At 65.8% G+C, this 12,189-nt stretch carries 13 protein-coding genes; 2 read left to right on the top strand and 11 right to left on the bottom strand.

All coding sequences use genetic code 11. From position 1 onward, the window contains the following. The 6 genes from DPV79_RS25120 to DPV79_RS25095 all read right to left on the bottom strand — a co-directional run. On the bottom strand, positions 1-556 hold a 556-nt coding region (locus DPV79_RS25120), incomplete at its 3' end, for an acyl-CoA dehydrogenase family protein (RefSeq protein WP_208866747.1). Between the two features lie 98 nt (positions 557-654). After that, complete coding sequence (locus DPV79_RS25115; RefSeq protein WP_060309578.1) at positions 655-1,590, bottom strand: electron transfer flavoprotein subunit alpha/FixB family protein; 936 nt, start codon at positions 1,588-1,590, stop codon at positions 655-657. Between the two features lie 16 nt (positions 1,591-1,606). Continuing rightward, entirely contained in the window at positions 1,607-2,356 is a 750-nt protein-coding gene (locus tag DPV79_RS25110) for an electron transfer flavoprotein subunit beta/FixA family protein (protein ID WP_021157446.1), read from the bottom strand. A gap of 228 nt (positions 2,357-2,584) precedes the next feature. Then, complete coding sequence (locus DPV79_RS25105) at positions 2,585-3,379, bottom strand: MetQ/NlpA family ABC transporter substrate-binding protein (protein WP_059498485.1); 795 nt, start codon at positions 3,377-3,379, stop codon at positions 2,585-2,587. A gap of 31 nt (positions 3,380-3,410) precedes the next feature. Continuing rightward, positions 3,411-4,064: a methionine ABC transporter permease gene (locus DPV79_RS25100; protein WP_006486982.1), complete on the bottom strand. Its 654-nt coding sequence runs from the start codon at positions 4,062-4,064 to the stop codon at positions 3,411-3,413. Next, entirely contained in the window at positions 4,054-5,088 is a 1,035-nt protein-coding gene (locus tag DPV79_RS25095; RefSeq protein WP_027788053.1) for a methionine ABC transporter ATP-binding protein, read from the bottom strand. Before DPV79_RS25095 ends, DPV79_RS25100 begins: the two co-directional genes overlap by 11 nt. Before the next feature lie 216 nt (positions 5,089-5,304). Here DPV79_RS25095 and DPV79_RS25090 point away from each other — a divergent pair, with 216 nt between their 5' ends. Beyond that, positions 5,305-6,225, top strand: coding sequence for an alpha/beta hydrolase (locus DPV79_RS25090; protein WP_059685532.1), 921 nt, complete (start codon positions 5,305-5,307; stop codon positions 6,223-6,225). 27 nt (positions 6,226-6,252) lie between these two features. Here the strand turns inward: DPV79_RS25090 and DPV79_RS25085 are convergent, their stop codons facing one another. Next, the gene (locus tag DPV79_RS25085) at positions 6,253-7,176 is read right to left on the bottom strand and encodes a histone deacetylase family protein (RefSeq protein ID WP_059685534.1); all 924 of its coding nucleotides are present in this window, start codon (positions 7,174-7,176) and stop codon (positions 6,253-6,255) included. A gap of 43 nt (positions 7,177-7,219) precedes the next feature. On the opposite strand from DPV79_RS25085, the gene mltB reads away from it, so the two are divergent. Then, complete coding sequence (mltB, locus tag DPV79_RS25080; protein ID WP_081076022.1) at positions 7,220-8,563, top strand: lytic murein transglycosylase B; 1,344 nt, start codon at positions 7,220-7,222, stop codon at positions 8,561-8,563. Positions 8,564-8,641: 78 nt separating this feature from the next. Here the strand turns inward: mltB and cysM are convergent, their stop codons facing one another. The 4 genes from cysM to rfaE1 all read right to left on the bottom strand — a co-directional run bounded on the left by cysM (position 8,642) and on the right by rfaE1 (position 12,186). Beyond that, entirely contained in the window at positions 8,642-9,544 is a 903-nt protein-coding gene (gene cysM, locus DPV79_RS25075; protein ID WP_042973431.1) for a cysteine synthase CysM, read from the bottom strand. A 214-nt stretch (positions 9,545-9,758) separates the two neighbouring features. Continuing rightward, positions 9,759-10,106 carry a ComEA family DNA-binding protein gene (locus tag DPV79_RS25070; RefSeq protein WP_021157453.1) on the bottom strand — a complete coding sequence of 116 codons (348 nt, stop codon included), beginning with the start codon at positions 10,104-10,106 and terminating at the stop codon, positions 9,759-9,761. Positions 10,107-10,179: 73 nt separating this feature from the next. Beyond that, a complete protein-coding gene (gene rfaD, locus DPV79_RS25065; protein WP_048024367.1) occupies positions 10,180-11,172 on the bottom strand; it encodes an ADP-glyceromanno-heptose 6-epimerase in 993 nt (330 codons plus the stop codon). A 63-nt stretch (positions 11,173-11,235) separates the two neighbouring features. Further along, the gene (gene rfaE1, locus DPV79_RS25060) at positions 11,236-12,186 is read right to left on the bottom strand and encodes a D-glycero-beta-D-manno-heptose-7-phosphate kinase (protein WP_051363294.1); all 951 of its coding nucleotides are present in this window, start codon (positions 12,184-12,186) and stop codon (positions 11,236-11,238) included. Positions 12,187-12,189 lie beyond the last annotated feature (3 nt).

Raw genomic sequence — 12,189 nt, 5'->3', positions numbered from 1 at the left:
TGCCGTCGCCCTGCGGCTCGGCGCGCGAACGCACCAGCGCAAGATCCGAGCCCGCCTGCGGTTCGGTCAGGTTCATCGTGCCGGTCCATTCGCCCGAGATCAGCTTCGGCACGTAGCGCTGCTTCTGTTCGTCGGTGCCGGCCGTCAGCAGCGCCTCGATCGCGCCGTCGGTCAGCAGCGGGCACAGCGCGAACGACAGGTTTGCCGCGTTCAGCATCTCGATGCACGGCGTCGCGATCAGCTTCGGCAGCCCCTGGCCGTCGTATTCGGACGGGTGCTGCAGCCCCTGCCAGCCGCCTTCGACGAACTGGCGGAACGCTTCGCCAAAGCCCGGCGTCGCGGTCACGACACCGTCCTTCCAGCTGCTCGGGTTGCGGTCGCCTTCGACGTTCAGCGGTGCCAGCACCTCGCCGCAGAATTTGGCGGACTCGTCGAGCACGGCCTGCGCCGTGTCGTAACCGGCGTCCTCGAAACCCGGCAGTTGCGCAACGGTGTCGATGCCCGCGAGTTCCTTCAGCACGAACAGCATGTCCTTGACGGGGGCGTTATAGCTCATGGTGTGTCTCCCTCTTCTCTCTTCTGTCGATGGCGAAAAAAAGGGGCGCTCGTCGCGCCCCTCTTCTCGTGTGCTTACCGCCTGAGCGTCACACTGCGTCAGCCGAGCTCGTTCACGAGCTCCGGCACGAGCGCGAACAGGTCGCCGACGAGGCCGTAGTCGGCCACGCTGAAGATCGGCGCTTCGGGATCCTTGTTGATCGCGACGATCACCTTCGAATCCTTCATGCCGGCCAGATGCTGGATCGCACCCGAGATGCCCACCGCGATGTACAGCTGCGGTGCGACGATCTTGCCGGTCTGGCCGACCTGGTAGTCGTTCGGCACGTAGCCGGCGTCGACTGCCGCGCGCGACGCGCCGAGCGCCGCCGACAGCTTGTCGGCCAGCGGCTCCAGCACCTTCGTGTAGTTCTCGCCGCTGCCCAGACCGCGGCCGCCCGACACGATGATGCTTGCGCTCGTGAGTTCCGGACGGTCCAGCTTCGTCACCTCACGGCTCACGAACTGCGACTTGCCGGCGTCTGCCGCCGCTTCGATCTTCTCGACCGCTGCGCTGCCGCCTTCCGCTGCAACCGGATCGAAGCCCGTCGCACGCACCGTGATGACCTTGATCGGGTCGCTCGACTGCACCGTCGCGATCGCGTTGCCCGCGTAGATCGGGCGCTCGAACGTGTCGGCACTGTCAACCGCCGTGATGTCCGAAATCTGCGCAACGTCCAGCTTCGCGGCGATACGCGGCGCGATGTTCTTGCCGTACGCAGTCGCCGGCGCGAGGATGTGCGAGTAGTCCTTCGCAATGTTCAGCGCAGTCGCTTCGACGTTTTCCGCGAGGCCCGCTTCGAGCTGCGGCGCGTCGGCCAGCAACACCTTCGACACACCTGCGATCTTCGCTGCGGCATCGGCCGCCGCTTGCGCGTTGTGGCCCGCGACCAGCACGTGAATGTCACCGCCGATCTTCGCTGCCGCCGCCACCGTGTTCAGCGTCGCGGCCTTGATCGACGCGTTGTCGTGTTCTGCAATCACCAGAATCGTCATTTCTTTCCGCTCCCTCTTACAGCACCTTGGCTTCGGTCTTCAGCTTCTCGACCAGCGTCTTCACGTCCGGCACCTTCACGCCGGCTGCGCGCTTCGGCGGCTCGGCCACCTTCAGCGTCTTCAGACGCGGCGCGACGTCCACACCGAGGTCTTCCGGCTTCACGGTTTCCAGCGGCTTCTTCTTCGCCTTCATGATGTTCGGCAGCGTCACGTAGCGCGGCTCGTTCAGGCGCAGGTCGGTCGTCACGACCGCCGGCAACGTCAGCGACAGCGTTTCCGCGCCGCCGTCGACTTCACGTGCGACCGTTGCCTTGCCGTCCGCGATCGTGACCTTCGACGCGAACGTCGCTTGCGGCAGGCCCGCCAGCGCGGCCAGCATCTGGCCCGTCTGGTTCGAATCGTCGTCGATTGCCTGCTTGCCGAGGATCACCAGTTGCGGCTGTTCCTTGTCGACCAGCGCCTTCAGGATCTTCGCGACGGCCAGCGGCTCGACGCTGTCGTTCGATTCGACGAGGATTGCGCGATCCGCGCCGATCGCCAGCGCCGTGCGCAGCGTTTCCTGCGCTTGCGTGACGCCCACCGACACGGCGATCACTTCGGTCGCCACGCCCGCTTCCTTCAGGCGCACCGCTTCTTCAACGGCGATTTCGTCGAACGGGTTCATCGACATCTTCACGTTCGCGATGTCGACGCCCGTGTTGTCCGACTTCACACGGACCTTCACGTTGTAATCGACCACTCTTTTCACTGGCACCAGGATTTTCATGCACACGCTCCAAAGTTACGAATACGACCAGAGGCCATTCTATAGCGAGGCCTCATGACTGCGCGGCCAAGCGGACCCAACCATCATGGTTGTCGAGGATACCGCTTCTTGACGACGCGCCAATGATAGCGAACGATCGTTCTATTTTAAAAGAGAAAAAACCCGGACGCAAAGCCCGGGTTTTCGATCATCGACTCTAATCCCGCCGGGCGTCCCGTGCTCTGCCCGTTACCAGGCGGCAATGACCGCGCCGCCGAACTTGCCTTCGATGAACTGCTTCACGTCGGCCGAATGATAGGCCGCGATCAGTTTCGCGACCCACGGCTTGTTCCGGTCCGCCTCGCGGATCGCGAGGATGTTCGCGTACGGGCCGTTCGGCCCTTCGATCGCGATCGCGTCCTGTTTCGGTTTCAACCCCGCTTCCATCGCGTAGTTGGTATTGATCGCGGCCGCATCGACGTCGCCGAGCGAGCGCGGAATCTGCGCCGCGTCGAGCTCGACGATCTTCAGCTTGCGCGGATTGTCGACGATATCGAGCGGCGTCGCCTTCAGCCCCGCGTCCGCGCGCAGTTTCAGGAGACCCTGCTTTTGCAGCAACAGCAGCGCACGGCCGCCGTTGGTCGGATCGTTCGGGACCGCGACGCGCGCGCCCGGCTTCAGTTCGGTCAGCGACTTCACGCGCTTCGAATAGATGCCCATCGGGAACGTGACGGTATCCGCGACCTTGATCAGCTTGTAGCCGCGATCCTTCACCTGCGCCTGCAGATACGGATCGTGCTGGTAGCTGTTCGCGTCGAGGTCGCCCGACGCGAGCGCCGCGTTCGGCTGCACGTAGTCGGAGAATTCGACGATGCGGATCTCGAGGCCGCTCTTCGCCGCGACCTTCTTCACCGCTTCCATGATCTGCGCGTGCGGCCCGCCCGTCACACCCACCTTGATGGTTTCGGCCTGTGCGTGCGCGCCCGCGAACAGCGCGGCTGCGCCCAGTGCCACCGCGAACTTCAGCATGAAGCGTCGTTGCATCGTCTGTCTCCCCTAACGGATCAATTTCGTCTTATTTGTGGCTCAGCCGGCGGACGAGCCAGTCGCCGAACGACTGCACGATCTGCACGAACACGATCAGGATCGCAACGACCGTCCACATCACTTCCGGCAGATAGCGCTGGTAGCCATAGCGGATCCCGAGATCGCCGAGCCCGCCGCCGCCGATCGCGCCCGCCATCGCCGAATAGCCGACCAGCGACACGAACGTGATCGTCAGGCCCGCGACGACACCCGGCAGCGATTCGGGCAGCAGCACCTTGAAGACGATCTGCGACGTGGTCGCGCCCATCGATTGCGCGGCCTCGATCAGCCCGCGGTCGACTTCGCGCAGCGCCGTCTCGACGAGACGCGCGATGAACGGCGCGGCCGCGAGCGTCAGCGGCACGACCGCCGCGGCCGTGCCGATCGACGAACCCGTGACGAGCCGCGTAAACGGAATCACCGCGACCAGCAGGATGATGAACGGCGTCGAGCGGACGGCATTCACGATGCCGCCGAGCACGCGATTCACCGCGAGGTTCTGCAGCACGCCCTGGCGGTCGGTCAGGTAAAGCAGTACGCCGAGCGGCAAGCCGACGAGCGCGCCGACCGCCCCGGAGATGCCGACCATGATCAGCGTCTCCCAGAACGACTGCACGAACATATCGAACATCTCACTCAACATACGAAAGCTCCTCTACCACCACACCTTGTTCGCGCAGGAACGCGAGCGCCTGCCCGACCTTGCCCGGCTCGCCGCCTGCGAGCACCGCGAGCGAACCGAATGCCTGCCCCTGGATCTCGTCGATCTGGCCGTGCAGGATGTTGAAATCGAGTTCGTACCGACGGATCGTTTCCGACAGGATCGGCTGGTCGACACCCGAGCCCGTAAACGCAAGCCGCAGCAGATGACCGCTGCCGGTCTTCAGCCGCTCGGCCACGCGCGCCTTCAGCGCGGGCGGCAACTCCTGCGCGATCACGTCGCCGATCAGCGCGCGCGTCACCTCGTGATGCGGCTGCAGGAACACGTCGATCACGCGGCCTTCCTCGACCACGCGCCCCGCATCGAGCACCGCGACGCGATCGCACACCTGCTTGATCACTTCCATCTGGTGCGTGATCAGCACGATCGTCAGGCCGAGTTCGCGGTTGATGCGCTTCAGCAGGTCGAGGATCGAGCGCGTGGTCTCGGGATCGAGCGCGGACGTCGCTTCGTCCGACAGCAGCACCTTCGGCTGGCTCGCAAGCGCGCGGGCGATGCCGACGCGCTGCTTCTGCCCGCCGCTGATCTGCGACGGATAGCGATCCTTCTGCGCGGACAGCCCGACGAGGTCGAGCAGCGGCAGCACCGCGGCCTCGATGTCGGCACGGCTTGCGCCGGCCAGCTCGAGCGGCAGCGCGACGTTGTCGAACACCGTGCGCGACGACAGCAGGTTGAAGTGCTGGAAGATCATGCCGATCTCGCGTCGCGCCTCGCGCAGCGCGCCAGCCGACAGCAGCGTGAGATCGAGCCCGCCGACGACGACATTGCCTTCAGTCGGCCGCGTGAGCAGGTTGATGGTGCGCACGAGCGTGCTCTTGCCGGCGCCGCTTCGGCCGATGATGCCGAACACCTCGCCCTGCGGGATCGTCAGGTTGATGTTGCGCAGCGCCTCGACCCAGCCGCCCGGCCCGGGAAATCGCTGCGAAAGATTGCGTAATTCGATCATGTAAACAAAACGGCGGCCGGCTGGCGAGTTGGCCCGCCAGTCGGCCGCCGATGCATCTGGAATAACCGACGATTTTACCGCAAACCCCTCATTCCCCTTAATAATCGATTTCGATCTTTTCATAACCACACGAAATTAGAGGGACGCCGCTGGCGCGCCACGACGATGCCGCGACTATGATCCGGAACACCGACCAACCGACAGGGGACACGCCAGATGACCGCCACCACCACGCCGGCCGCCGCACCTGCCACCGCCGGACCGGCGCCTTCGTCCCCACCCGCGCCGACGATGGGCCGCCTGCGTACCGCCGACGGGCTCGAACTGGCGTCGTACCGCTGGCCGGCTGGCAACGGCACCGAGCCGCCGCGCGCGACGATCGCACTCGTACATGGCCTTGCCGAACACGCGGGTCGCTATGCCGCGCTCGCCGGCCGGCTGAATGCGGCCGGCATCGAGGTGCTCGCGATCGACCTGCGCGGGCACGGCCAGTCACCCGGCAAGCGCGCCTGGGTCGAGCGCTTCGACGGCTACCTGAACGACGCGGATGCGCTGGTCGCCGAAGCCGCACGCGGCAATTCGCCGCTGTTCCTGATGGGGCACAGCATGGGCGGGGCGGTCGCGGCGCTGTACGCGATCGAACGCGCGCCGGCACGCGGCCACGCGCTGAGCGGCCTCGTGCTGTCGAGCCCGGCGCTCGCGCCGGGACGTGACGTGCCGCGCTGGATGCTCGCTGTGAGCCGCGTCATCAGCCGCATATGGCCGACCTTCCCCGCAATCAGGATCGATGCCGCGCTGCTGTCGCGCGATCCGGCCATCGTCGCAGCCAATCGCGCCGATCCGCTCGTCCATCACGGCGCGGTGCCCGCCCGCACCGGCGCGGAGATTCTCGACGCGATGGCACGCATCGAAAGCGGTCGCGGCGGGCTGCGCGTTCCGGTGCTGGTCTATCACGGCACCGAGGACAAGCTGACCGAACCCGACGGCAGCCGTGCGTTCGGTGCGCGCGTCGGCTCGCCCGATCGCACGCTGACGCTGTACGAAGGCGGCTTTCACGAAACGATGAACGATCTCGAACGCGATCGCGTGATCGACGCGCTGATCGCGTGGATTCACGCGCGCGTGCCGGCGCGCTGAGTGCGCCCGGGGCAGGTCACTCGATCGTCAGATGCCGGCCAGTACGCGCAGGTGCGCGACAACGCTGCGCCCGAGCGCGGACAGGTTGTAGCCGCCTTCGAGGCAGCTCACGATGCGCCCCTGCGCATGCCGGCGCGCCACCTCGACGATCTGCGCGGTCAACCATTCGAAGTCGGCTTCGACGAGGCCGAGGTTGCCGATGTCGTCCTCGCGATGCGCATCGAAACCCGCGGACACGAACAGCATCTGCGGCCTGAACGCATCGAGGCGCGGCAGCCAGAACATGTCGACGGCTTCGCGGATCGCCATCCCGTTGCTGCGCGCGGGCATCGGCAGGTTGACCATGTTCGGCGCCTGGTGATCGACGCCCGAGAACGGGTACAGCGGATGCTGGAAGAAACTGCACATCAGCACCCGCTCGTCGTTCGCGAACGCCGCCTCGGTGCCGTTGCCGTGATGCACGTCGAAATCGATGATCGCGACCCGCTCCAGACCGTGTACGTCGAGTGCATGTCGCGCGGCGATCGCGACGTTGTTGAAGAAGCAGAAACCCATCGCGCGCGCAGGCTCCGCATGGTGGCCGGGTGGACGCACGCCACAGAACGCATTCGCATAGCGGCCTTCGATCACCGCGTCGGTCGCCGCGATCGCGGCGCCGGCCGCACGCAGCGCCGCGCGCCACGTATCGCGGTTCATCAGCGTATCGGGATCGATCTCGACGTAGCCGTCGACCGGCGTCATGCTCCGGATGTAGTCGATGTGCGCCTGCGTATGCACCCGGCCCAGCGCCACCTCGCTCGCGAACGGCGCGGTTTCGTGCACGATCAGATCGTCGATGCGGCTCGCGATCAGTTGATCCTGGATCGCCGACAGGCGGGCCGGGCATTCCGGATGCCATTCCCCCATCTCATGCAGCATGCAGTCGGGGTGCGTATAGAAAGCGGTTGCCATAAGCTGTCATCCGCGGCGCACGGTGCGCCGCAGGTCTCCATCAATGATGTCCATCGTCTGCCGCGAATTCGCCGCTAACTTACCACAACGGGGGCCTGCCACGCCCCGGCGCGCCGGATCCGTCGGGTATACTGCGCCGAACCCAATCGCCCTGTCCGCCCGCTTCGACATGAATTCCAGCAAGCCTGCCGCCCTTCTCTCCGCGCTGTTCCGTGTTCGCGCTCCGCTCGTCGCGGCCGCTGCCGTCGCGGCCCTCGGCACCGCGCCCGCCGGCGCGCAGACGCAACCCGCGAAGCCCGCGGGCACGCTCGTCGCACAGGCCCAGCCGCAACAGCCGACGCCGCAAGGCCAGACCTTCGAAGAGGAAATCGTTCCGCAGCGTTACGCGAACAACGCGAAGGTCGACGCGTTCATCGACGAGATGGTCAGCCGCAACGGCTTCGACTCCGCGAGCCTGCATGCGCTGTTCTCGCGCATCAGCTATTCGGCGACAGCGGTCAAGCTCGTGAAACCGGCCCCGTCGCCGACGGTCAAGAACTGGCGCGTCTATCGCTCGCGCTTCATCGAGCCGATCCGCATCAACGCGGGCGTGAAATTCTGGAAGGCGAACCAGGCAACGCTGCAGCGTGCATCCGAGCAATTCGGCGTGCCGCCCGAGGTGATCGTCGGCATCATCGGTGTCGAGACGATCTACGGCCGCTACATGGGCAATTTCCGCGTGCTCGACGCGCTGACGACGCTCACGTTCGACTATCCGGACACGCCGAATCGTGACAGCCGCCAGGCGACGTTCCGCAAGAACCTCGAGGATTTCCTGGTCTGGACCCGCGACAACCAGCTCGACCCGACCACCGTGCTCGGTTCGTATACGGGCGCGATCGGGATTCCACAGTTCCTGCCGAGCAGCATCCGCGAATATGCGGTCGACTTCGACGGCACGGGCCATGTCGACCTGCGCAGCAGTCCTGTCGATGCGATCGGCAGCGTCGCGAACTACCTGAAGCAGCACGGCTGGGAAACCGACCGACCGGTGGTCTGGCAGATCACGCCCGACACGGGCAGCCTGGGGATCGCACAGGCCGCCGCCGACGGCCAGCCCGAACCGCACTGGGCACTGTCGCAACTGCTGCGCGCGGGCATGACGCTGAACGAGCCGACGGTCAACATCACGACCGAAGCCGGCACGCCCGTGACGGTGGTCGACCTGCCGTCGCCGGGCCGCGCGACCGAATACATGCTCGGGCTCAAGAATTTCTACGTGCTGACGCGCTACAACCGCAGCTTCTTCTACGCGCTTACCGTGTACCAGCTTGGCGAGGCCGTCAAGGCGCAGATGGAAGCGAGCGGCGCACTTCAGCCGAGTACCACCGATACACAGTCGCAGTAAGCACCGCCCGCCCAATGAAAAAGCGCCGCACAAGCGGCGCTTTCTTTTCGTACACGCGCGACGCGCATCTGCCCGCGTTCAGGCAGGAAACACGCCCGTGGACAGGTAGCGGTCGCCGCGATCGCAGACGATGAACACAATCGTCGCATTCTCGACCTGACGCGCGATGCGCATCGCGACTTCGCATGCGCCGCCCGACGAAATGCCCGCGAAGATGCCTTCGACGGCCGCGAGGCGGCGCGCCATCGTTTCCGACGCAGCCTGGCTCACGCTCTCGACGCGGTCGACACGGCTGCGATCGAAGATCGTCGGCATATAGGCTTCCGGCCACTTGCGGATGCCCGGAATGCGCGAACCGTCTTCCGGCTGCGCACCGACGATCTCGATCGCCGGATTCTGCTCCTTCAGGTAGCGCGACGTGCCCATGATCGTGCCCGTCGTGCCCATTGCCGACACGAAGTGCGTGACGCGCCCTTCGGTATCGCGCCAGATTTCCGGGCCCGTCGCTTCGTAGTGCGCAACCGGATTGTCGGGGTTCGCGAACTGGTCGAGGATCACGCCCTTGCCTTCGCGTTGCATCTCGTCCGCGAGATCACGTGCCAGCTCCATCCCGCCCTTCACCGGCGTCAGGATGATTTCGGCACCGTAGGCGGCCATGCTCTGGCGGCGCTCGACCGACAGGTCCTCCGGCATGATCAGCACCATCTTGTAGCCGCGGATCGCCGCTGCCATCGCGAGTGCGATACCGGTGTTGCCGCTCGTCGCCTCGATCAGCGTGTCGCCCGGCTTGATGCGCCCGCGCGCCTCGGCCTTGCTGATCATCGACAGCGCCGGACGATCCTTCACGGAACCGGCCGGATTGTTGCCTTCGAGCTTCGCGAGTACCACGTTGTTGCGCGCGCGAATCTCGTCGTCCGGCAAGCGGACCAGTTGGACGAGCGGCGTATTGCCGATCGTGTCTTCGATAGTTTTGTAAGCCATGGATATACCGTGAGTACGAGGCCGATCAATCGATCGATTGTAAACCAGCACCGCTGCTCGCGCCGGCAACCCCATTGCGGCGATGGAATACGCATGCCGTGCAACGCGTGGACGCCCCATGCGCCGTGCCCACGCAAAAAACCCGCGGCATGCCGCGGGAAGCCGTCGCAACGACGGCGACTGAAGGAGCTTGTTGTCGGCTGCGCGCGACGCGTTACTTCTGCGTGGTGGTGCGGGCAGGTGCGGCTGCAGGCTTGCCGGCGGCCGGCTTGCCCGGGGCCGGCTGCGCGGCACCCGTACCGGCCGCACCGATCGTCAGGCCTTCCTGCTGAAGCCGCTCGACGGTATGGCCGCCCATGCCTTTCACGCGTGCGGCGAGATCCTCCGCATTCCTGAACGGGCCGCGTGCGCCGCGTTCGTCGAGAATCGCCTTTGCCCGCGCCGGGCCGATACCCTTGATGCCGACGAGCGCATCCTCGTTGGCGGTGTTGACGTCGACGGCCGCCCAGGCCGAGGCGATCGTGCCGAGCATTGCCGCTGCGGCCAACCATTTCCTGATCATGTGCTGGATCTCCGATGAATACGGCCGGCGGCTGCCGACCGTGAGACCCAGTCTATCGATGCAACGCTTCCGTTTAAACCTGGCCGGATAGCCAACGCACGTAGCGGTCGACGCCTTCCTGCACGGTCAGGAACGGTGCGTCGTAACCGGCCGCACGCAGTTTCGTCTGGTCGGCCTGCGTGAAGCACTGGTACTTGCCGCGCAGCGCATCGGGGAACGGCACGTATTCGATCAGCCCTTGCTCGACCTGCTGCGCGAGCGTCAGCGGCGGCAGGTTGTCGAGCGCGCGCAACGTATTCACGACCGTCGACGCGATATCGTTGAACGGCTGCGCACGGCCGGTCCCGAGGTTGAAGATGCCCGACTTCTCCGGATGATCGAAGAAGAACAGGTTGACCTTCGTCACGTCCTCGATCGACACGAAGTCACGCGTCTGCTCGCCCGGTGCGTAGCCGTTGTACTCGCCGAACAGCTTCACCTTGCCTTCCGCGCGGAACTGGTTGAAGTTGTGGAACGCGACCGATGCCATGCGGCCCTTGTGCGTCTCGCGCGGGCCGTACACGTTGAAGTAGCGGAAGCCCGCGATCTGGCTCTGCGCGGTCGGCAGCACACGACGGATCACCTGGTCGAACAGGAACTTCGAATAGCCGTAGACATTCAGCGGCGCCTCGACGTCGCGCTCCTCGACGAATCGCGTCGAGCCGCCGTAGGTCGCCGCCGACGACGCGTACAGGAACTGCGTGCCCTGTGCGAGGCAGGTGTCGAGCAACGCGCGGCTGTAGCGGAAGTTGTTGTCCATCATGTAGCGGCCGTCGGTTTCCATCGTGTCCGAGCACGCACCTTCGTGGAACACCGCGCGTACCTTGCCGAAATCGCCGCGTGCGAAACGTTCGACGAATTCCGACTTGTCCAGATAGTCGTCGATTTCGCAATCGACGAGATTCCGGAACTTGTCCGCGCGCGTCAGGTTGTCGACCGCGATGATGCGCGTCTCGCCGCGCTCGTTGAGCGCCTTGACGATGTTCGCGCCGATAAAACCGGCTGCGCCGGTGACGATGAGGGTCATGATCGTCCTGCCTGAAAAGTGCGAGCCATGCGTGCGGCGCGCTCATCGCGCCGCCGCATGCGCTCAATGAAACAGTTCGTCGTAGTCCACCGTGGCCGTGCCGAGCTTGCCGACCACGATGCCTGCCGCGCGATTCGCGAGCACGACGGCGTCGACGAGCGGCACGCCTGCGCCGAGCATCGTCGCGACCGTCGCGATCACGGTATCGCCCGCGCCCGACACGTCGAACACCTCGCGCGCGAGCGCCGGCGCGTGCAGTTCGCCGGTGGCGGAAAACAGCGTCATGCCTTCTTCCGAACGCGTGAGCAGCAGCGCGTCGATGTCGAGTTCCGCGCGCAGCTTCGCGACACGTGCGCGCAGATCGTCTTCCGATTTCCACTGCCCGACCACTTCGCGCAATTCCGCGCGATTCGGCGTGATCAGCGACGCACCGCGATAGCGCGCCCAGTCGTCGCCCTTCGGGTCGACGAGGACGGACTTGCCGGCCGCGCGCGCCTTCTCGATCATCGTCGTGACGTGCGTCAGGCCGCCTTTCGCGTAATCCGACATCAGCACGACGTCGTGCTGCGGCAGCAGCGCATCGAAGCGCGCGAGCCCCGCGAGCAGCACCTCGTGCGTCGGCATGGCCTCGAAGTCGACGCGCAGCAGTTGCTGCTGGCGCGCGAGCACACGCAGCTTGATCGTGGTCGGCAGCGCCGGGTCGCGTTCGAGATGCGGCGTCACGCCGCTGCTGCCGAGCAGTTCGACGATGCGCTCGCCGGGTTCGTCGCACCCGACGACGCACAGCAACCCGGCCTGGCCGCCGAGCGTCACGGCGTTGCGTGCGACGTTGGCCGCACCGCCGAGCCGCTCTTCCTGGCGCTGCACGTGCACGACCGGCACGGGCGCCTCGGGCGAAATGCGATCGACGTTGCCGAACCAGTAACGGTCGAGCATCACGTCGCCGACGACAAGCACGCGCGAGCGCGCGAGTTGCGCACGCGGTACCGGAACGACCTCGCGGAGAGTATTCATCGT

The sequence above is a fragment of the Burkholderia reimsis genome (assembly GCF_003294055.1).
GTDB lineage: Bacteria > Pseudomonadota > Gammaproteobacteria > Burkholderiales > Burkholderiaceae > Burkholderia > Burkholderia cepacia.
Note: the sequence above shows the minus strand (reverse complement) of the source record. Positions and strands in the feature narration are given on the sequence as shown.

Coding starts and splice junctions, on each gene's coding strand:
- DPV79_RS25115 (WP_060309578.1), bottom strand. CDS start 1,590: ATGACGATTCTGGTGATTGCAGAACACGACAACGCGTCGATCAAGGCC.
- DPV79_RS25110 (WP_021157446.1), bottom strand. CDS start 2,356: ATGAAAATCCTGGTGCCAGTGAAAAGAGTGGTCGATTACAACGTGAAG.
- DPV79_RS25105 (WP_059498485.1), bottom strand. CDS start 3,379: ATGCAACGACGCTTCATGCTGAAGTTCGCGGTGGCACTGGGCGCAGCC.
- DPV79_RS25100 (WP_006486982.1), bottom strand. CDS start 4,064: ATGTTGAGTGAGATGTTCGATATGTTCGTGCAGTCGTTCTGGGAGACG.
- DPV79_RS25095 (WP_027788053.1), bottom strand. CDS start 5,088: ATGATCGAATTACGCAATCTTTCGCAGCGATTTCCCGGGCCGGGCGGC.
- DPV79_RS25090 (WP_059685532.1), top strand. CDS start 5,305: ATGACCGCCACCACCACGCCGGCCGCCGCACCTGCCACCGCCGGACCG.
- DPV79_RS25085 (WP_059685534.1), bottom strand. CDS start 7,176: ATGGCAACCGCTTTCTATACGCACCCCGACTGCATGCTGCATGAGATG.
- mltB (WP_081076022.1), top strand. CDS start 7,220: ATGATGTCCATCGTCTGCCGCGAATTCGCCGCTAACTTACCACAACGG.
- cysM (WP_042973431.1), bottom strand. CDS start 9,544: ATGGCTTACAAAACTATCGAAGACACGATCGGCAATACGCCGCTCGTC.
- DPV79_RS25070 (WP_021157453.1), bottom strand. CDS start 10,106: ATGATCAGGAAATGGTTGGCCGCAGCGGCAATGCTCGGCACGATCGCC.
- rfaD (WP_048024367.1), bottom strand. CDS start 11,172: ATGACCCTCATCGTCACCGGCGCAGCCGGTTTTATCGGCGCGAACATC.
- rfaE1 (WP_051363294.1), bottom strand. CDS start 12,186: ATGAATACTCTCCGCGAGGTCGTTCCGGTACCGCGTGCGCAACTCGCG.